This is a genomic window from Stenotrophomonas sp. KH_052, assembly GCF_057838755.1.
Window position 1 is genome coordinate 2,316,790 of sequence record NZ_CM174475.1, and the last position, 20,767, is coordinate 2,337,556.

General features: G+C 61.2%; 17 protein-coding genes and 1 pseudogene. 15 read left to right on the top strand and 3 right to left on the bottom strand.

Annotated features, from left to right (window positions below; translation table 11 throughout):
• Positions 1-24: 24 nt before the first annotated feature.
• Complete coding sequence (locus tag AC3ITW_RS10775) at positions 25-459, top strand: NIF family HAD-type phosphatase (RefSeq protein ID WP_164171439.1); 435 nt, start codon at positions 25-27, stop codon at positions 457-459.
• Positions 460-665: 206 nt separating this feature from the next.
• Entirely contained in the window at positions 666-1,115 is a 450-nt protein-coding gene (locus AC3ITW_RS10780; RefSeq protein ID WP_164171458.1) for a phosphatase domain-containing protein, read from the top strand.
• Positions 1,116-3,258: 2,143 nt separating this feature from the next.
• Here the strand turns inward: AC3ITW_RS10780 and cydB are convergent.
• The 3 genes from cydB to fdhD all read right to left on the bottom strand — a co-directional run bounded on the left by cydB (position 3,259) and on the right by fdhD (position 6,642).
• Entirely contained in the window at positions 3,259-4,272 is a 1,014-nt protein-coding gene (gene cydB, locus AC3ITW_RS10785; RefSeq protein WP_164171438.1) for a cytochrome d ubiquinol oxidase subunit II, read from the bottom strand.
• Positions 4,273-4,283: 11 nt separating this feature from the next.
• The gene (locus AC3ITW_RS10790; protein WP_164171437.1) at positions 4,284-5,672 is read right to left on the bottom strand and encodes a cytochrome ubiquinol oxidase subunit I; all 1,389 of its coding nucleotides are present in this window, start codon (positions 5,670-5,672) and stop codon (positions 4,284-4,286) included.
• A gap of 109 nt (positions 5,673-5,781) precedes the next feature.
• A complete protein-coding gene (gene fdhD / locus AC3ITW_RS10795; RefSeq protein WP_404830372.1) occupies positions 5,782-6,642 on the bottom strand; it encodes a formate dehydrogenase accessory sulfurtransferase FdhD in 861 nt (286 codons plus the stop codon).
• Positions 6,643-7,119: 477 nt separating this feature from the next.
• On the opposite strand from fdhD, the gene AC3ITW_RS10800 reads away from it, so the two are divergent.
• From AC3ITW_RS10800 to AC3ITW_RS10860, 13 genes and pseudogenes are all read left to right on the top strand, one after another.
• Complete coding sequence (locus tag AC3ITW_RS10800) at positions 7,120-9,393, top strand: FdhF/YdeP family oxidoreductase (protein ID WP_164171436.1); 2,274 nt, start codon at positions 7,120-7,122, stop codon at positions 9,391-9,393.
• Positions 9,394-9,424: 31 nt separating this feature from the next.
• On the top strand, positions 9,425-10,465 hold the full coding sequence (gene moaA / locus AC3ITW_RS10805; RefSeq protein WP_239518981.1) for a GTP 3',8-cyclase MoaA: 1,041 nt from the start codon (positions 9,425-9,427) through the stop codon (positions 10,463-10,465).
• A gap of 8 nt (positions 10,466-10,473) precedes the next feature.
• On the top strand, positions 10,474-11,469 hold the full coding sequence (moaCB, locus tag AC3ITW_RS10810) for a bifunctional molybdenum cofactor biosynthesis protein MoaC/MoaB (RefSeq protein WP_164171456.1): 996 nt from the start codon (positions 10,474-10,476) through the stop codon (positions 11,467-11,469).
• Entirely contained in the window at positions 11,469-12,722 is a 1,254-nt protein-coding gene (locus tag AC3ITW_RS10815) for a molybdopterin molybdotransferase MoeA (protein WP_164171435.1), read from the top strand. The genes moaCB and AC3ITW_RS10815 overlap by 1 nt, the downstream gene beginning before the upstream one ends.
• Positions 12,722-12,982, top strand: a complete 261-nt coding sequence (locus AC3ITW_RS10820) for a MoaD/ThiS family protein (RefSeq protein ID WP_017354494.1) — start codon at positions 12,722-12,724, stop codon at positions 12,980-12,982. The genes AC3ITW_RS10815 and AC3ITW_RS10820 overlap by 1 nt, the downstream gene beginning before the upstream one ends.
• Positions 12,983-12,985: 3 nt before the next feature.
• Positions 12,986-13,504 (top strand): molybdenum cofactor biosynthesis protein MoaE, encoded by a 519-nt coding sequence (locus AC3ITW_RS10825; protein ID WP_164171434.1) that lies wholly within the window; start codon positions 12,986-12,988, stop codon positions 13,502-13,504.
• A complete protein-coding gene (gene mobA / locus AC3ITW_RS10830; RefSeq protein WP_164171433.1) occupies positions 13,470-14,036 on the top strand; it encodes a molybdenum cofactor guanylyltransferase in 567 nt (188 codons plus the stop codon). Before AC3ITW_RS10825 ends, mobA begins: the two co-directional genes overlap by 35 nt.
• Complete coding sequence (locus AC3ITW_RS10835; RefSeq protein ID WP_032966746.1) at positions 14,033-14,392, top strand: hypothetical protein; 360 nt, start codon at positions 14,033-14,035, stop codon at positions 14,390-14,392. Before mobA ends, AC3ITW_RS10835 begins: the two co-directional genes overlap by 4 nt.
• 87 nt (positions 14,393-14,479) lie before the next feature.
• Positions 14,480-15,223, top strand: coding sequence for a molybdate ABC transporter substrate-binding protein (gene modA / locus AC3ITW_RS10840; protein ID WP_164171432.1), 744 nt, complete (start codon positions 14,480-14,482; stop codon positions 15,221-15,223).
• Between the two features lie 3 nt (positions 15,224-15,226).
• Entirely contained in the window at positions 15,227-15,910 is a 684-nt protein-coding gene (modB, locus tag AC3ITW_RS10845) for a molybdate ABC transporter permease subunit (RefSeq protein WP_164171431.1), read from the top strand.
• A pseudogene (locus AC3ITW_RS10850) lies at positions 15,900-16,556 on the top strand (ATP-binding cassette domain-containing protein); the annotation flags it as partial. The gene modB and the pseudogene AC3ITW_RS10850, both read left to right, overlap by 11 nt.
• A 688-nt stretch (positions 16,557-17,244) precedes the next feature.
• Positions 17,245-18,642: a sigma-54-dependent transcriptional regulator gene (locus AC3ITW_RS10855; RefSeq protein WP_164171429.1), complete on the top strand. Its 1,398-nt coding sequence runs from the start codon at positions 17,245-17,247 to the stop codon at positions 18,640-18,642.
• A 9-nt stretch (positions 18,643-18,651) separates the two neighbouring features.
• Complete coding sequence (locus AC3ITW_RS10860; RefSeq protein ID WP_164171428.1) at positions 18,652-20,673, top strand: cache domain-containing protein; 2,022 nt, start codon at positions 18,652-18,654, stop codon at positions 20,671-20,673.
• The last annotated feature ends 94 nt before the right edge of the window (positions 20,674-20,767 follow it).

Here is a 20,767-nt window from a genome sequence, read left to right on the forward strand (position 1 = left end):
TGCTGATGAGGATCCTAGCGCTCAATGCGACCGACCATCCTTGCTCTCGATCTCGAGGGGACGCTGATCTCAAATGCGGTCAGCCAGATTCCACGCCCAGGGCTCTATCAGTTCCTTGAGGCCGTTCATGAACTCTTTGAGCATCTGGTCATCTACACCACGGTCCCTGAGGCAGCTTTTCGCAGGATTTCGCGGCTGCTGGTCGAGGAAGGGGGCGTGCCAAGTTGGTTCGCTGAGTTGCCATATACATTCTGGGGAGGGGCAACGAAGGACCTCCGGTATGTGTCTCCGATCCTGGGGGCAGCGCTGTTGCTGGACGATCACTCGGACTACATCCATCCGGGGCAGGAGCGCTATTGGATTGAGGTCTCTTTGTTCGGCGCTCCATATGACGCGGATGACGTCGGCTTGGAAGTGGCCCTCGAGATGCTGAAGGAACGATTTGTTGTTCCGTTGTAGTTGGTGTGCTTAGTGAGTGGCTTGGCGGGTGCAGCACCTCCAGCCAGCAGGGCCGGTTGCTACATAGGAATGGGCCGTCGTTCAGGAGATCCGACATGATTCGAACAAGTTTGACCCACCCTTTAGCTATTGCGGAACTCCCGGTTGGCGAAAGGGGAGGGGCAATTGGTGTGACCTTCGCGCCAGGTAAGTACCAAGAAGTTGCGATGACGGGGGCATGGGCGAGAGACATCGATGTGGATGTCTCTGTGATTCAGTGTTGGGGAGCCAGCCACCTGATTACGCTACTCGAGCCGTGGGAGTTCAGTGAGTTGCGGATCGAGTGCTTGCCTCAAGTGGTTGAAGGGCAGGGCATCTCATGGCATGGCCTTCCAATCACGGATGGCGCAGCGCCTGACCAGAGGTTGCTCGAACGATGGCCAGTACTGGGGTCAATGCTCGTTCGGAGTTTGCATTCGGGCCTGCGCATTGTGGTCCACTGCAAGGGTGGGCTGGGGCGAGCCGGCACTGTCGCAGCGATGCTTCTACTGCAGTCAGGGGCTGAGCGAACAGCGCAGGCTGCCATTTGCTCGGTGCGACGTGTCAGGCCGGGTGCCATCGAGACCGCTGTCCAGGAGGAGTTCCTGCAGCAATGGGCACAGGGACTGCGCTCGTAGTTGCCCTTCCAGATCAAACGCGTGGCGAGCTCATCAGTCGTTCAAGGCCAGGCCCTGGCTATTGGCGCCACCGATACCTACGCGATCTAGTTGACCGCTGACACCGGATTCGCTGGGTCGCGCGCCCACTAGTGGACGCGGCGCGGAGAGTATCCGCTAAAGCCTCCAGTCGCTACTTGGCTGCAGCCAGTACTGTCTGCCCAGAGGGATAAAGGTCTCCATTGCCACGTCCAAGATCAACGGCTGACGCCAGCCATGGCCTGGCACGAAGCAAAAGTCAGTCGGGTCAAGTGCTCCCGATTGAATTCGGCTAACGAGCCAAGTGCATCTCCTGCTGATCTCTCGATCAAGTACCCGACGGGCGGCCTCCTCGTCCAGATCAGCTTTCAGGAACTCCGACGCAACGTTGCGCATGCCGGCCCACAGTACATACCTCTTGCGTCCCAAGCTCAGTGCATTCCACTCCGGGAGCTGGGTCGATCTCAGGCCATTGCCCAGCGTGGGAGATAGCCGATACTTGCGTAGCAGGTTGGCCAGGTATGCACGGGCTTCGCTCTCTGCGAGCGAGGTTCCCAAGGTCCGTTTGGCAGTGGACGGGCATTCGGCAGCCCATCGGGTAAGCGTACTGGTCAACCTGGCCTCCAGACTCACGTCCTGACGTGACCAAGCGGCCTGATAGGTCCATGCCAGAGGCTCATACAAGGACCTCGCCCCGGAATTGGGGGCTGCGATGGGAATGCGCTGCAGTACGCGAAGTGAGGCAAGCGTATCGAGTGCGGCTGAGGCCAAGCCCTCGGCGGCAACAGGCCCGCTTACGGTCCTTGAGCGCTCCAGTGCGCACCAGGCGCAGGCTAAGAACGGGCCGATTGAACGAACGAAATCGTCCAACTCTGGCCAATGCGAAATGAGGGTCGGTTGGGTGACAACATAGGCCACTTGTCTCTCAGATCGCTCGCCTAGCTCACCAGCATAGCAGCGAGGCGAGTTCGCGTCTATCTGATCTTCAGATATCGCCACACTGCTGTCCGTGGCTGCGCTGGAGTTGTGAGTGAAAGTCCCGTCGCTTCCTCCAGCGGTGTTCTAGGTTCTTTGGGGAGCCGTGCTATGCCGAGGAGCGCGAGTAGGCCATTGAGCATGGACGAATCAGTGGTTCAAGTTCCATGTCGCGCGGCCGATACAGCCCTATCCAGACTCCTGGCGGGTCGTCCCGGCCACGAATCCAGTCGATGGCATCCCGTTTGCCCAGGAGCTCCGGAGCGACGTTCTAAGTACCCTGCCATGTACTCAATTCAGAAGATCATCGACCTGCTGCTGCTATTGGGCGTTCCTTCGCTGCTCTTCATTGGCGCTTACGTTCTGCGCCGCCCCAAAAGAGAGCTCAGTTGGGAGCCGGTGCTGGATCAGCGAGTTCATTGCTGGAAATGGTGCGCCTATGGCTTCATTTTTCTCTTGTATGTTCCCGGGACGACGTTGTATCGAACGTTGATTCCTACGGGTTGTGATGGACTTGTTTGCGTCCAGTTCTTCACCGCGAGTGGATACCGTATCGCCCCGAGCGAACTTCATGTTGTTCTCGTCGCAACTGCCGTTTTCGCGGGGTACTTCTTTGCGCGTGTTCGAGCTTCGTACTCACCGATTCCTACCAGGGCCCGGGGCTACGTCCTGAAGGTTGCCTATCATGGCAAGGGGGAGTACTCGCCACACTTGGAGATAGCCCGCCAAGTTCGCCGGCGTCAGCTCAGAGCGGAGCTTGCTGAAAGGCGTAGGCTTGAGCGGGAGGGCTTCCACCTATGGTTAAGATCCGTACGGCCGTGGGTTTGCACGTTGGCCAGAGGCTCTACTGTTGAGCTACTTAGCCCCATGCTGTCGGGAAGGGACCCACTCACTCTTGTCAGGTGGCTATCTCGTAGCGGCCCCATACATGATGTAGTCCTTCTTTCTAGGCGGCTTCGTTGGTGTGAGGCGTTCTTCTACCACCTCACCGTGAATCATCGACTTTCCTTCAAGTCAGTTCGATCCGAAGGCATACGATTCAGGGTCGGCTGAAGGCCTCATTCATCACATCCTGTGTGTCTTAGGGCGATACACGATTCTGGGAGGCCGGGCGTATTGGCTAATCAGGCGAATGGGTGGTATATCACGCTCAATGATAGCTCGTGCTCGCACTCACCTTGCCGCGGAAAACGCGGTATGACCAGGCGGTGTAGCCCAGGATGACCGGAAGCATGACCGCCAAGCCGACCAGGCTGAAGCCAAGCGACGACACTGGCGCTGCTGCATCCCAGATCGTCAATCCGGGCGGGAGCAGGTACGGCCACATGCCGAGTACGAGACCTAGGTAGCCCAGGACAAACAACGACAGGCTCAGTAGGAAAGGGGCAAGATCATGAGTGGGGCGTTTCTCCGCGCGCCACAGCGCCACTGCCACGGCGAGCGTAAGAAGGGGGACGGGGGACAGCCACCAGAAATTCCCGTCACTGAACCAGCGAGTCATTAGTCGCAGATCAAGGAACGGCAGCCAGCTGCTTACGAGCCCCATGGCCACGATCACGGCGACCACCAGGGGGCGGGTCAGGCGCCTGGCAAGTGCGTGGGTTCGCCCCTCGGTCTTCAAGATTAGCCAGGTGCCTCCAAGCAAGGCGTAGCCGGCAACCAAGGCTGCTCCGGTAAGCATGGCAAAGGGGCTGAACCATAGGAATGGCCCGCCAGCGTAGGTGTCACCAGTCATTGGCACGCCTTGCACCACCGTGCCAAGAATCACTCCTTGAGAGAACGCGGCCAGAAGCGAGCCAAGGCCAAAAGCCACGCTCCAAAGCCTCTTGGAGCGATGGGCTTTGAACCTGAACTCAAAGGCGACCCCCCGGAAAACCAATGATACAAGCAGCAGAAGTACTGGAAGGTACAGGGCCGAAAGAAGCGCTGCATAGGCTGTTGGAAACGCTGCTAGCAATCCGGCTCCGCCGAGCACCAGCCAGGTTTCGTTGCCATCCCATATTGGGGCAGCGGTGTTCATCATCACATCGAGCTGCTCTTCATCCTCGGCAAAGGGCGCGAGAATGCCAATACCGAGTACGAAGCCGTCGAGGACGACGTACATCAGGACGCCGAAGCTGATGACGGCGAACCAGGCGATGGGCAACCAGGTCATCGAGTCCATGTCAGCGTTCCTCAGAGAGATTGATCAGCGGCCGAGATAGGCCGTGCAGGTGTGCGATCACCACCCTCTAGCGACGGACTTCCGTCTTGGGCATGTGGGCCATGTCGGAGGATCTTGACCAGATACCAGATGCCCCAACCAAATACGAACGCATATCCAGCGACATAGACCGCGAGTGAGATCGCTGTCATCCAGGCCGTTTGCGGTCCCACGGCATCAGCCGTTCGCAAAACGCCATAGACAATCCAAGGCTGGCGCCCCATCTCGGTGACAAACCAGCCGGCCACCAAAGCAACGAACCCACTTGGAAGCATCCAGTTCCAAGCGCGCAGCAGGGCCCCGGAATCGAACAGCTTACGGCGGGCCAGGGTGAAAGCAGAAAGCCAGGCGAGCAGTAGCATGAGGGTGCCTATCCCAACCATGATCCGGAATGCGAAGAACACAGGCGTGACCGGAGGTCGTTCGCTCGCCGGTACGGATGTCAGCGGTGCGAAGGTTCCATCCATGGAGTGAGTCAGGATGAGGCTGCCAACACGCGGAATCGCGATCTCAAGATCGTTCCGCTCTTCCTTCTCATTTGGTACAGCGAAGACGACCAGCGGAACTCCTTCACCTTCTTGGCCCTGATGCCAGTGAGCCTCTACCGCTGCGATCTTCATCGGCTGGTGCTTGAGGGTGTTCAGACCATGCATGTCACCCACGAAAATCTGAACAGGAACGGTAATGGCCGCAAATATCACAGCCGCCCCAAGCATCTTGCGGCCGGCTTCGACGTGCTCCTTACGCCGCAGGTAACAGGCGCCAACACCACCCACCACGAAGCAGGTTGTTATGAATGAACCTATTGCCATATGGGCCAGTCGATAGGGGAACGATGGATTGAACACAACCTCGAACCAGTCAACCGGATGGACCACTCCGATGATCATTTCGTAGCCCGCAGGCGTATGCAACCAGCTGTTGGAGGCAAGAATCCAGAACGTTGAAAAGAGCGTTCCAAGTGCGACCATGCATGTGGAAAAGAAGTGCAGGCGTGGTGATACTCGCCCCCATCCGAACATCATCACTCCGAGGAAACTTGCCTCCAGGAAGAAGGCTGTCAGGACCTCGTAAGTCAGTAGGGGGCCGATTACGGTTCCGGCGATCTGGCTCAAACGAGGCCAGTTTGTGCCGAACTGGAACGCCATGACGATACCGCTTACCACGCCCATGCCGAAGGACACGGCAAAGATCTTCTGCCAGAAGAAGAACAGATCCCGCCACACCGGGTTGCGGGTTCGAAGCCAGCGCCATTCCACGAAACCAAGCCAACTGGCCAAGCCAATGGTGAAGGCAGGGAAGAGCACATGGAAGCTGATGAGAAAGCCGAACTGAATTCGGGAAAGGAGGAGGGCGTCCATAACGATCCCAATAGGGGGTGGGTGGTGGCTAGCGGCTCAAGTTCCGATCGTGCTTGGCAATTTCATCGGCGGAGATCCTTGCTTATTGCACGGCAGGCGTCATCTGGCGTCATACGGCTGCTAGGTGTGCAGCTTCCAAATCGAGTAGGCGCTGGGGGTGTGAATAGATATTGAAGCCATCCGAGCGCGCGAAGCCGACAAGACAGATTCCTGCTGCCTTTGCGAGATCTATGGCTAAGGCTGTGGGTGCCGATACCGCTGCAACGATCGCCATGCCTGCATAGGCGGCCTTACTCACCATTTCGTAGCTAGCACGGCTAGATAGAAGCACGAGACCTTCGTTGGTTGAAGTCGATGAGCGCCTCATTGCACCAATGAGCTTATCTAGTGCGTTGTGCCTGCCTACGTCTTCGCGTACCACTTCGATAGCTCCGTCCGGGAGAGCCCACGCTGCTGCGTGGGTTGAGCCGGCAGCCTCGTTCATTGGCTGTAGCCCTTTTAGCGAGGACAGCGCTACGCGTAGCGCCAAGGCGGAGTAGGTGGTGGGTCGGTCGATTGGCAAAGGCATTCTGAGCACTTGCTCCAGTCGACTAGCTCCACATAGCCCGCAACCGCTACGCCCGGGTAGGTTGCGGGTGGCGTCCTTGGGCATTGACACGATGGGCGCACTATCTGTGACTTCCATCGCCAGCTCAATGCCTTCCAGCGATGGCCTCACTTCAATCCGGAGAAGTTGGGAGGGATCAGAAATTGTTCCCTCCGTCATGGAAAAGCCCAGCGCAAAGTCTTCCAGATCCGTTGGGCTGGCCATCATCACCGAGAAAGGATTGTCATTGTAGAGCATCGCGACAGGCACTTCTTCGGCAACGCTGTCCATGATTGAGCCGCGCTCGCCACCACGCCACCGAAGGGTTCTTCGATATGCGATGCCGCAGGGCTCGTTGGCAGGTACTGGGCTGGGCGCTTGCATGGAGATGAGGCCTGGCGGTGAGGGAAGCCGGTAACGATGATCTGGGCGTGCAGGGTCCCTCGGGTCGGGGACTTCTTAGTGGTTTGACAGTGCGGAGAGTATCCCAAGGCGTACACCCCGCTGCGGTCAAAATTTACAAATGTTCGCAGATGGACAGTTTGGCTGAGTTGATCCGACATTCTGTTCGAGGGGCTGTGGTCCGCCTGTCCGCTACAGGTGTCTGTAGCTAGAAAACGCCCGATAAATTAGATAGTTACAATCGATGGTGAGTGGCGTGAAGACCTGTTCGTGGTGAGGGCCAGGATGAGCGCTTCGGGTCCGTTGAGGCGCTCGTATCGGACACCAGTGCCTCGATTCGAGGCCCGGCGTGTACGCCGGACGTCTTGTCTGGGCAGGGTGGACATACTGTCCGTGGAAGGGGCGGGCGTCGCGTGCTTAACTTTTCCCACTCCCAATTGCATGCTGCGAGTGCCTGTCATGTCAGAGCAGAAGATCCCCCGTTACAAAGCCTACGACCATCCTGCCGGTGGCTGGGGTGCCGCCGGTGCAACCGCCAAGGTCTTGATGCAGCAGAGCGTCATTGCCAAGGGATCTAAAGCGCTCTTGTCGATGAATCAGCCTGGGGGATTCAAGTGCCCCAGTTGCGCTTTCCCGGATGCAGATCACACCAAGAAGCTGGAGTTCTGCGAAAACGGTGCGAAGGCCTTGGCATGGGAGGCAACCAAGCATCGCGCCACGCGTGAGTTCTTCGCGGAGCACACTGTCCAGGAGCTGATGGCGCAGTCCGACTATTGGCTGGAGATGCAGGGTCGATTGACCGAGCCGATGCGATATGACCCGGTAACCGACCATTACGTTCCTTGTAGCTGGGATGAAGCCTTCGCGCTGATCGGGCGACACCTGCAGGCCCTGTCCAGCCCGCATGAGGCTGAGTTCTACACCTCGGGGAGGACGCCGAACGAAGCCGCGTTCCTGTACTCGATCTTCGTGCGCGAGTTCGGAACCAACAACTTCCCGGACTGCTCGAACATGTGCCACGAGCCGACCAGCCGGGGGTTGCCGCCGGCAATTGGCGTCGGCAAGGGCACTATCGTGCTCGATGACTTTGAGCATGCTGAGGCCATCTTCGTCATCGGCCAGAACACAGGCACCAACTCACCACGAATGATGTCCAACTTGGTGGAGGCGCGGAAGCGTAATGCTCCAATTGTCGCGGTCAATCCTATGCCGGAACGTGCGCTGATTCGCTTTGCCGAGCCCCAAGACGTCGTGCAAATGGCCACGTTTGGCTCCACCGCGATTTCCAGTGAATTTGTACACATTCGCATCGGCGGTGACCTGGCCCTGATCAAGGGCATCATGAAGGCTATGTTCGAGCGGGAAGCGGCCGGCGAGTCTGTTCTCGATCACGAATTCCTGACCGAGCACACCGTCGGGCTGGAGGCATTGCGTGAAGACGTGATGTCCCTGGAGTGGAGCCAGATCGTCCAAGTGTCCGGGATCAAGAAGGAGCAGATTCTGCGTTGTGCAGAGATCTACATCCGTTCCCGTGCGACCATTATCTGCTATGGCATGGGCCTGACCCAGCACCAGCAAGGATCTCGCCTTTTGCAGCAGGTTGCCAATCTGCTGATGCTACGCGGCAACTTCGGAAAGCCCGGGGCGGGCATTGCTCCTATTCGCGGCCATTCCAACGTGCAAGGCGACCGTACCGTCGGCATTGATGAGAAGCCGACGCAACGCTACCTGGACCAAGTTCGCGACGTGTTCGGGTTCGAACCGCCGCGCGAACATGGGCACCATGTGGTTGAGTCTATTGAGGCGATGCTGGCTGGAACCGCCAAGGTCTTCATCGGCATGGGCGGGAACTTCATCCATGCTGTTCCTGATACCGAAATTGCCTACAGGGCAATGCGTGGTCTTGAGCTTACGGTTGGCATCGCCACCAAACTCAACCGTGGCCACCTAGTGCATGGCAAGGAGGCGCTGATCCTACCGGTGGTGGCGCGCTCGGAGTGGATCCATACCCCGCTGGGTGAGCAGTTTGTCACCATCGAGGATGCCATGTCGAATGTCACCGCATCCCGTGGAGTGCTGGAGCCTGTGAGTGAACATGTTCTTCCGGAAGTTGAGATCGTGTGCCGCATGGCAATGGCGACACTGCCGGACAGCAAGGTCGACTGGGCAGCTTGCATGCACGATTACAACCATGTTCGTGAGCTGATCGCGGCGGTCTATCCCGGCATCTACGCAGACTTCAATGAACGGATCCAGGCGCCGCGTGGCTTCCACTTGGACATTCCGCCGCGCCGCCGTGAGTGGCCGACACCTAACGGAAAGGCCAATATTCTGGTGTTGCCGGGTCTTGAAGTGAACGACCTGGTCGAGGATCCCACTATGCTTCGGCTGGCCACGGTTCGCTCCCATGACCAGTACAACACGACAATCTACAGCTACAACGATCGCTATCGCGGTGTGTACAACGATCGAATGATCCTCTTCATGAACCTGGAAGATCGAGTAGCACGAGGGATTGGGAAGGAGGAACAGGTGAGCCTCGAGACGATCTCCAGTGATGGCGTCTGCCGGCGGGTCGATGGGTTGACTGTGCTTGACTATCCGATGCCGCGTGGCGCGATTGCGGGCTACTACCCTGAACTCAATCCACTGCTACCTCTGGATTACTTCGATCGCATCAGTGGTACCCCCGCGGCGAAGTCGATCCCGGTCAGGGTGGTCATTTCACAGTGATTGCGCCGGCATGTCGTAGGGAGGACTAAGAATGTCAGCCGAGCTCATTCGGGCGCCAGAGCCGGTAGGTGAGGGCGCACTGGCAGGTCATCCACGCCAACTCACCGACGGTTTCGGACGCAGCTTCCCGTACCTGCGCCTGTCGTTGACCGAAGCCTGCAACTTCCGTTGCAGCTACTGCCTGCCCGACGGTTACCAGTCCGATGGCCGCCCGCGCTTCCTGCAGGTGGATGAAATCGCGCGCCTGGTGCGTGCGTTCGCCGCGCTGGGCATGAGCAAGATCCGCCTGACGGGTGGTGAGCCCAGCTTGCGCAAGGACCTGGATGAGATCATCGCCACCGTGGCGGCGGTGCCGGGCATCCGCAAGGTGGCCATCACCACCAATGGCACGTTGCTACCGCGGCGCCTGCCGGGCTGGCACCGGGCAGGCCTGACTGCGCTGAACGTGAGCATGGACAGCCTGCAGCGCGAACGCTTCAAGACCATCACCGGGCATGACCGTCTGCCGGAGATCGAACAGGGCCTGGCCCTGGCACAGGCACTGGGCCTGCCGGCGATCAAGCTCAACGCGGTGCTGCTGCGCGGCCTGAACGACGACGAGCTGCCGCAGTGGATGGACTACCTGCGTGACCGCCCCTTCAGCGTGCGCTTCATCGAACTGATGCGCACCGGCGACAACGAAGCCTATTTCCAGCGCCACCACCTGCGCGCCGACGTGGTGATCGAGCAGCTGCTGGCTGCCGGGTGGCGCGAACGCCCGCGCGCGGCCGATGCCGGCCCAGCGCGCGAGTTCGGTCATCCGGACCATCGCGGCAGCATCGGCATCATCGCCCCGTATTCGCGTGACTTCTGCAAGGGCTGCAACCGTTTGCGGGTGACCGCCAAGGGTGACCTGCGGCTGTGCCTGTTCGGCGAGTCCGGGGTACCGCTGCGCCCGCTGCTGCAGCGCGACGATGACCACGACGCGCTGCTGGTACGCATCACTACCCAGCTTGGCCTGAAAGCGGCCGGGCACGGACTGCACCAGGGCCAGACCGGGCTGACCCCGCACCTGGCCTCGATCGGAGGATGAGCAACACGATGAGTGGGGAATTGAATGCGGCCTTCCACATGGCTGATGTCCGCAACAAGCGCATCAGCCGCCGCCGTGCGGTGGCGGTGGGCGAGCTGCATGCCGGTCCAGTGGCCTATCCGCTGATCGTCGAGCGCCGCCTGCCCAAGGGCGATGCGCTGGTGATGGCCGAGATTGCCGGCCTGCAGGGCGCCAAGATGGCCTCGATGCTGATGCCGCTGTGCCATCCGCTGCCGCTGGAACTGGTGCAGGTGTTCTGCGCGCCGGTACCGGAACGGCAGGCGATCCGCGTGTGGTGCGAGTGCGCCAGCGAGGCGCGCACCGGCGTGGAGATGGAGGCGCTGGCCGGGGTCAACGCGGCGCTGCTGACCCTGTACGACCTGAGCAAGCCGGTGGAACCGGCCCTGCGCATCGAAGGTATCCGCCTGCTGTTCAAGGAAGGCGGCAAGCGCGGTGTCTGGCTGCACCCCGACGGCATGAACGATGCCGAGCGCACGCGTTTCAAGCCGCGTGCGCCGAAGGGCCTGGAGGGCGCGGCCTGCACGGTGATCACGCTGAGCGATCGCGCCAGCGACGGCACCTATGAGGATATCTCTGGCCCGACCCTGGTGACCGGCCTGAAAAAGCTGGGCGGCGAGGTGGTGGCCGCTGAGGTGTTGCCCGATGGCATCGAGCCATTGGCGGGCCGCCTGCAGGCCTTGGCCGCCGAGGGCGTGCGCCTGTGCCTGTGTACCGGTGGTACCGGGCTGGGCCCGCGTGACCTGACCCCGGAGGCGCTGCGTTCCCTGAACGCGCGGCCGGTACATGGCCTGGCGCAGATGGTGCGGGCACTGAGTGCACAGCACACGCCGATGGCCTGGCTGAGCCGCGCCGAGGTGGTGCAGCTGGGCAACATGCTGGTGTTCGCGCTGCCCGGCAGCCCGAAGGCGGCGGCGCAGTGCCTGGACATCCTGGCGCCGGTACTGGGCCATGCCCTGGCGATGGTCGAAGGTGGTGGCCACTGATGATTGCCTACAGCGAAGCCCTGCAGCACCTGCTGGACGCAGCCACGCCGCTGCCGGCCGAGCGCCTGCCGCTGCATGAGGCCGGCGGCCGTACCCTGGCCAGTGACATCCACAGCGGGCAGTCGTTGCCGCCGTTCGACAACTCGGCGATGGACGGCTTCGCGCTGCGCGCCAACGGCGCGGCGTTCGAGGCCGGTACCGAATTCGCGGTGCAGGGCTGGCAGGCGGCCGGCGATGCCGGCGCCGAAGGCGGCGAGGGTGCATGGGAAATCATGACCGGTGCACGTATGCCGTCCGGGCTGGATACGGTGGTGCCGGTCGAGAACGTGGAGATCCTCGCCAGCGAGGAGGGACGCCCGACCGGCATCGCCTTGAAGGCATCGGTGAAGCCGGGCCAGCATGTGCGCCTGCGCGGCCAGGACGTGAGCGAAGGCGAGCGCGTGCTGCAGGCCGGGCAGGTGCTGGATATCAATGCGCGCACCCTGCTGCATGCCATCGGCGTGGGCCAGGTGGCGGTGGTGGCGCGGCCGAAGGCGGCAGTGATCGCTACCGGCAAGGAGTTGGTGACCGAGGCGGCGCAGGCGCTGGAATCCGGCCAGATCCGTGACAGCAACCGGCCGTATCTGGTCGGCCGCCTGCAGGCCGCCGGTGCCGAGGTGGTCTGGCAGGGCACGGTGGGCGACGACGTGGCCGCGTTCAATGCGGTGCTGGATGAAGCGCTGGCCGCTGGCGCGCAGGTGCTGATCAGCACCGGCGCGGTGTCGGCCGGGCGCTACGATTTCGTTCCCGATGCGCTGCGCGGCCGTGGTGCGCGCATCGTGTTCCACAAGGTAGCGATCCGCCCGGGCAAGCCGCTGCTGTTCGCGGTGCTGCCCAATGGCGCGCTGTACTTCGGCCTGCCGGGCAACCCGGTGTCGGCGGCCGTGGGCCAGCGTTTCTTCGTCGAGCCGGTGCTGCGCCGCCTGTTGGGGCTGGCGCCGGAGCTCATGTTGCAGCTGCCGCTGCAGGCCGACGTGCGCAAGCCGCCGGGCCTGCGCTTCCACGCGCGTGCGCGGGTGGAAATGGATGGGCAGGGGCGCCTGAGCGCGCGCGTGCTGTCCGGGCAGGAGTCGTTCCGTTTGATGTCCATGCTGCAGGCCAACGCCTGGGTGGTGCTGGAGGCCGAGGGAGACCTGGCCAGCGCTGGCACCTTCGTGCGCGTGCAGGGCTGGGGTCACCACGAACCGGTGCAGCTGGTGAGCCAGGAGTCATGATGAAACAGGTGAATCTGCAGTTGTTCGGTGCGTTTTCCGATCTGGATGCCAGCCGCGAGATTGCCGTGGATGTGGCCGGTGGCACCGTGGCCGATCTGCGCCAGGCGCTGCGCGAGCTGCTTCCGGTGCGTTGGCCGGGATTCCGTGCCGGCCTGCTGGATTATTCGGCGTTCGCCGACCAGCAACGCGTGCTGCGCGACCACGAGGCGCTGCCCGACGATGGCCGGGTGGCGATCCTGCCGCCGGTGAGCGGGGGCTGAGCCATGAGCGGGAAGATCATTGCGAAGGTGGTGGACCGCGCGCAGGCGTCGATCGATCCGGGCGAGGGCATCGCCGCGGTCTCAGATCCGGGCTTCGGCGGCATTGACGTGTTCATCGGCAAGGTGCGCGACGTCAACATCGGCCGCGCAGTGACGGGCATCACCTACGACCTGTTCGAGCCGTTGGTGCTGAACGAATTCAAGCGTCTGGCGGCAGAGGTCGAGGCGACGTTCGGTCCGAAGTTGAAACTGTATGTGGCCCACGCGAAGGGGCGACTCGGCATTGGCGATGTGGCGGTGGTGGTGGCCGCGGGCAGCCCGCACCGCGACGAGGCGTTCCGGGCCTGCCGGCAGCTGATCGAGGTGGTGAAGCACCAGTGCCCGATCTGGAAGCAGGAGCACTACGAGGACGGCGACAGCGAGTGGACCGAAGGCTGCAGTCTCTGCCATGCGGACAGCGAACCCACGCAAGCTCATGACAATGCCCATGAATGTGCACACGATCACGAACATTCCCACTGACGGCATCGTGCTGGCCGGTGGTCTTTCCAGCCGGATGGGCCGTGACAAGGCGCTGCTACCGTGGCACGGGCGAGCCCTGCTAGAGCACATGCGTGGCCTGCTGCGACAGGCAGGTGCGGAAAGGGTATGGGTGAGTGGCAACTACCCGGCCTTCGGTGGCATTCCTGATCGCGTGGCACGCTGCGGCCCGTTGGGCGGGCTCTACAGTGTGGCCATGTGCATGCCGGACGCTGCCGCTCTGGTGCTTCCGGTGGATACGCCCAATGTGACCCCAGCGTTACTACAACGGTTACGTGATGCGCCTTCGGCTGCCTGTGTGCTGTTTGCGGAAGAACGCCTGCCGATGCGGTTGCAGATTGATGACCATTGCCGGCATGTGTTGCGGGAATTGATCGAGAATCCGGCGGCGCACCGCTCGCTACGCGCCCTGCGAGAACGCTTGGGCGCAATCGAGCTGCCACTGGCGGATAGCGAATACGACCAGCTACTCAACTGCAACACCTCAACCGAGCTCGAGTTCATTGCATCATGAAAGTCCAGCTACAGCGGCAGGCAGTTCGTCTGCGCGTTGATGAAGAGGAGCTAGCGCAGTTGCTGGCCGGCGAATCGGTGGAGAACCTGACGCGGTTCGGCGGCGATCGCGGCTGGGGCATGGTGCTATCACTGCATGCAGGGCAACAGGCGGTGCTTCTGGAGGGGAGCGAGTACTGCCGGTTGATGCTTCCTCGCGAAGCGGTTCAGTCCTTGGCATCACGTTTGCCCTGTCGTGATGGTCTTGGTTTTGGCATCGCGCTGGGTGATGACATCTCGCTGCAGCTTCAATTCGATGTGGATGTACGAGACAGCCTGCGCCAACGAGGTCCGCACCGTCGTGCACCCTCTGCCTAGCTCTGGGCGGGCCACCTATGTAGCGCCTGCGATGCCAAGGATAGGCGGTGAAACCGATCTAAACCCAACCAAACGGGGAAACCAATGATGAAACGAGCTGGACTGTTGTTGCTGGGACTGCTGGCCGCGGTGCCAGCCTGGGCAGCCGACCTGACGGTGTCGGCGGCGTCGAGCCTGACCGAGAGCTTCCGCGAGCTGGGCGCGGCCTACGAGAAGGCGCACCCGGGAACCAAGGTCGATTTCAACTTCGCCGCCTCCGGCGTGCTGCTGCAGCAGATCAGCCGTGGCGCGCCGGTGGACGTATTCGCATCGGCCGACGAAACCACGATGGACCAGGCCCAGCAGCAGGATCTGCTGGCGGCGGGCACCCGCGAGGTGTTCGCGGTGAACGCGTTGTGGGTGGTGGTGCCGCCGCAGGCGAAGGCCGCGCCGCGTACCTTGAAGGACCTGGCCGGTGCCGGTGTGCAGCGCATCGCACTGGGCAACCCGGACAGCGTGCCGGTCGGGCGCTATGCCAAGGGCGCGCTGGAAGCGGCGGGCCTGTGGCCGTCGGTACAGGGCAAGGCCATCACCACGCAGAATGTGCGCCAGTCGCTGGACTACGTGGCGCGCGGCGAAGTGGATGCCGGCTTCGTCTATGCCACCGATGCACAGGCGATGCCCGACCGGGTACGCCGTGCCTTCGCGGTGCCGGTGGCGGGGCGCATTGCCTATCCGCTGGCCGTGACCAAGGCCAGCGCGCAGCCGGCCGAAGCCCAGCGCTTCACCGCGTTCGTGCGTTCGGCACAGGGCCAGGCGATCCTGGCCAGGCACGGGTTCGGCAAGCCCTGAGGCATGGATCTGGACTGGAGTGCCCTGTGGCTGTCGCTGAAGGTGGCCGGTTGGGCCACGGCGATCAACCTGGTGCTGGGCGTGGCACTGGGTGCGTTGTTGGCGCGGCGGCGCTTCCCGGGGCGTGAGCTTCTGGATTCGCTGCTGACCCTGCCGATGGTGCTGCCACCGACGGTGCTGGGCTACTACCTGCTGGTACTGATCGGTCGCAACGGCCTGATCGGCGCGTGGCTGCAATCGTGGTTCGGCATCAACCTGGTGTTCACCTGGCAGGCGGCGGTGATTGCTGCGGCGGTGGCTTCGCTGCCGCTGGTGTTCAAGCCTGCGCGCGCGGCGTTCGAGGAGGTCGACGGGCAGCTGGAGCAGGCCGCACGCACGCTCGGTGTGTCCGAGGCGGCGGTGTTCTTCCGCATCACACTGCCGCTGGCCTGGCGCGGCATCCTCGCCGGGCTGCTGCTGGCGTTTGCACGCGCGATGGGTGAGTTTGGCGCGACATTGATGGTGGCCGGCAGCATTCCCGGCCGCACGCAGACGCTGTCGATCGCCATCTACGAGGCGGTGCAGGCCGGCCAGGATGGCAAGGCCAATGCGTTGGTGATCCTGACCTCGGTGGTCTGCATCGTGATCCTGTTGCTGGCCGCGCGGCTGGTGGGCGGACGCCGCCGGGAGCTGCGTGATGTGGCTTGACCTGCAGGTGCAGCGCCGCCTGCAGGCGGCCGGCCAGGATTTCGTGTTGGACGTATCGCTGCAGTGCACGCAGCGCCAGGTGGTGCTGTTCGGACCCTCGGGCGCCGGCAAGAGCCTGACCCTGAAGGCGGTGGCCGGACTGCTGCGGCCGGGGCAGGGCCATGTACGGCTGCAGGGGCAGGCCCTGTTCGATGCGGCCACCGGCGTGGATCTGCCGCCGCAGCGCCGCCGGTTGGGCTATGTCTTCCAAGATTACGCGTTGTTCCCGCATCTGAGCGTGCGCCAGAACGTGGCGTTCGGTCTGGAGAAGGGCTGGTTGAATCCGCGGGTCGGCCAGCGCTTCGATGCGGTGGAGCAGTGGTTGCACGCATTCCGCATCGACACGGTGGGCGATCTGCTGCCCTCGCAGGTCTCCGGTGGCCAACGCCAGCGTACTGCCCTGGCACGCGCCCTGGTGACGCAGCCGCAGGCGCTGCTGCTGGATGAACCGTTCTCCGCGCTGGACCATGATCTTCGCCAGCACCTGCGCCAGGAGCTGGAGGCCGTGCTGGACGGGGCCGGTATTCCACTGCTGCTGATCAGCCATGATCCCAACGACATTGAGATATTTGGGGACCAGATCGCCTGCATCGAAAATGGGCGACTGACCTCTCCTCCCGGCTCGCGTCAGAGGCCGACCCGTCAGCCCCGCCTTCTACCATCCTTAGTCAGCTCCCCAACAAGCCCAGGTCTTGAGGGGAAGAGCAACCATCAGTCGGTCGGAGACTCAGAGAGCCCAAAGCCACGATACATCTGCCCGCGAGCCGCGCAAATGGGAGACGACCCTGGTGCATAGGCATCTCTATGCCGGTAGGCGAGCGGTAGGGCCTGGACCTTCTTGCAAGGCGGATCGACTCGCCCGTGCTTGGCCGCGCTGCGTGGCTCCGGCCGAGGCGGGGACAACGCGCACCCAGCGCTTCCCATATGGCCGAATTGGCGTAATGATCCGCTCGAAGGGAGCGAGACTTCTCCAGCCTCCCGTGGCGGCCGACCGCCGAGGGGCTTGGAGGGGCACGGAGGCCATTGGCGCTCTGGGCAATATGGCGAGGAGCCTCCGGTCCGTTTGGCCACCAAGAGGTCGATACGAGGCTTATAGGGCAAGAATTCCGGATTGGCATATGACTGAGGTCGACAGCATTGAACGTCTCAGACTGGCCTTTGGTGCACAACGTCCTACGTCGTGAGAGGGGGTGTTTTGTTCGATATGTCACCCGTCGTCTAGCGGTCGAAAGATCGAAATGAACTCGACCACGAATCGACGGAACTAGCCAAGCTTCAATTGTACTGAGGGAAACATGACGCCAAAGAGCGCCAACCAATCTTCCGAAGAGCGCGCAAACGGCGATCTTGCATGGCCGGACCTTGCGCGCTCATCGATACTGATCGTTGACGACGAACCTGGCATGCGTAGCTTCTTGGTTCGTGCCTTGCGACCGCGATGCAAAGCTGTGGAAGCTGCAGCTGACACCATTGAAGCGGAGCAGCATCTGACGGAGCGCCACTTTGACATCGTGATTGTGGACAACGTGTTGCCAGGGAAGAGTGGCATCGCGTGGCTGGAGGACCAGCGCAGGGGAGGGGTCTTGGCCGACTTCATTCTGATTACTGCGTACGCAGACTTGGATTCCGCTATCGGCGCTATCCGCGCGGGAGCGGCTGATTTTCTTCTCAAGCCTTTCAGAACCAATCAGTTGCTGGCCGCTATATCGCGCTGCCTGGAACGCGGTCGCCTACGGCGGGAGAATGCCATTCTCCGTCACGAGCTACATGGCTCCGGTGCACCAGCTGCGCTTCGAGACAGGCTCACAGGTAGCTCGCGTGCGATTCAGGCCACCAAGGATCTGATCGCGAAGGTCGCACCACTGCCCAGTAGCGTGCTGTTCACTGGAGAATCCGGCTCTGGAAAGGAGGTTGCCGCAAGATCGCTGCACGCGTTGTCCGCACGGGCATCTCATCCTTTCATTCCAATAAATTGTGCAGCTGTTCCCAGCGAGTTGATTGACGTTGAACTGTTCGGGAGTCTCAAAGGAACGTTCAGTGGAGCGAACTCGTCTCGCCAAGGGCTGGTCGCCTATGCAGAAGGCGGAACATTGCTGTTTGACGAAGTCGCTGATCTTCCCTTGGCTCTCCAAGGAAAGCTGCTAAGGATGCTTGAAGATAGACGGATACGACCAGTTGGCGCAGATCGGGAGATTCCGATCGATGTCAGATTCATCTTCTCAACCAACAGGAATTTGGTTGCGGAAGTGAAGAATGGAACATTCCGGTCGGATCTCTACTATCGCATCAACGTTCTCGAGGTGTCGCTTCCTCGCCTTCATGACCGCGGCGCTGATGTGTTGGAGCTGGCGGCGGGCTTCATGCGTGAGCTGGGGCTGCAGCTTGGCCTTCAACCGATTCCGATCGACGAAAGGACCCGGGCATATCTTCAGAGCTACTCGTGGCCCGGGAACGTCCGCGAGCTTCACAACTACGTTGAGCGTAGCCTGATACTCGGACACTTTCCGACTCAGCTTGAGCGGTTGGAGTCACTCTCTGACCCACGAAGCCGGCTGCTCTCGGAGGTCGAGCGCAGGCACATCCTTGCAGTGCTTCGTGAGACTGGCGGAGATCGCGAAAGAGCGGCCACGATCTTGGGCATATCGCGAAAGACGATTGATCGTAAGTGCTCCAGTTGGAATGTATCAGCCTAGGAATCTGCAATGAACCGAGCGCGCTCAGTTCGCTTCCGCCTGCTTCTAATCGCGATCCTTCCAATGTTTGTGATCCTGCCGGCTATCGTCGGCGGACTCATCTACCAATGGGATTTGCGCTTCGACCGACTGCTCGCCTCGAAGGTCGGCGGGGACCTGAAAGTTGCGGGACAGTACATGAACCAGCTGCTCGTCAACGACCGCGCGACGCTGGCTGCGATTGCTGATTCGCAGAGCTTCCATGGCGTCATTAGCCAGGGGGTCAACAAGAATGCAGAGCTTGGCAGCCTACTAGCGTCGAAAGCCCAAGGTGGTTCACTAGACTTCATCGCACTGTTGGATTCAAACGGTCGCTTGTTGGCTAGTAGCGAGCCGGCCTCGCCAGCTGAGCTTGACTTGGACTGGTCAGTCATCGAAAAGGCCCTGAAGGGGGCGTCCAGCGTGGAGGTGGGGGTGGTAAGTCGGGACGATCTGATGGAGATCTCCCCAAAGCTCGCCGCACGGGCCGAGGTCATTCGTCCGCATAACGCAAGGAATCCTGTCGATTCGGCCCAGAGTGAGAAGCGGGGCCTAATGATTCAAGCTGCAACGCCGGTTGCACTGCCAAACAATCAGGTCGGCGTCTTGATTGCGGGTACTCTGCTGAACCACAACACCGAATTCATCAAGCAGATCACTGATCTTGTCTACCGCGATAAGGCCCTGCGTACTGGCGCAACAGGGATAGCCTCCATCTTCCTTGGTGATACCCGCATCAGCACCAACGCGTTGTTGGCGGGAGGGAACCCAGCGTCGGGGACACGGGTGTCTTCTGAAGTGGCCGAGGCCGTGCTGGGCCAGGGAAAGACCTGGCAGGCGAGAGCCTACGTAGTCAATGATTGGTACATTGCCGGCTATATGCCCATTCTCAATGGCCGGGGCGTACCCATTGGTATGCTCTTCGTGGGCTTTCTGGAGGAGCCATTCACCACCGCCCGTCGAAATTCCATCGGAGCGATCGTGTTCGGTTGCCTGCTTGTTGCAGCCATCACCGTACCCCTTTTTCTGTACATCGCTCGCGGCGTGTTCAAGCCACTTGAGCGGATGGATCAGGCAATTGGACGGGTCAAGGCGGGTGACCGCAGTGCTCGCTCCGGAGCAGGGGCATCCAATGATGAAATCGGACGTGTCGCTTCGCACTTGGACCAGCTGCTCTGTCAGCTGGAAGAGAAGGAACGACAGCTGGTCGCCTGGAACGAGGAGCTCAATTCCAGGGTAGAGGAGCGAACTGCTGGTCTCGCACTAGCCAATAGACGGTTAGAAGAGACGACCCAGCACCTGATTGTCACTGAGAAGCTGGCAACAATTGGCGAGATCGCAGCAGGAATAGCGCACGAGATCAACAATCCGCTTGCCGTCATGCAGGGGAACCTCGAGCTTCTGCGTGACTCGATCAGGGAGCCCGAGGGCCAGCGGTTTGGAGAAGAGATTGACCTCATTGAGGATCAGATTGGGCGTATCAGCACCATTGTTTCCAAGTTGCTGCAGTTCTCCAAGCCCAGTGAGTACTCCGGTCATAGTGAGCTGCTAGAGCCCGCCACGCTGATGTTGGAGACGCTGCCCCTGATTCAACACCTCATCAAGCGCCATCCCGTGAAGATAGAGGAGAACTTCCTGTCCACACGGCTCGTAACGGGCAATCGGGGCGAGCTGCAGCAAATTCTTGTGAACCTCATGATCAATGCAATCTATGTGATGCAGAAGGGCGGAACGCTGGGATTGGCGACGTTGGACGTTGACGACGTTCATGGTCACCCTGGCGTCGCTTTGCGAGTCTCAGATACTGGAAGCGGCATTCCTCAGGATATTCTGGTCCGAATTTTTGAGCCATTCTTTACGACCAAACATCGTCAAGGTACCGGGCTGGGTCTTTCCATCAGTCAGATGCTTGCCAACCGCTACGGTGGCAGCCTGTCTGTGGAGAGAACCGGCCTGACAGGGACGGTCATTGAACTATGGATGCCCGAGGCTGCCGACGATGAACTGCATTAGACCTGCTGTAGCAGTGTCATGCGAACGGCGTGATGTCATTCGCATTTCGAACTCAAGTGGAAGGAATTTGTTGCCTGGGCGTATCGACGCCAGC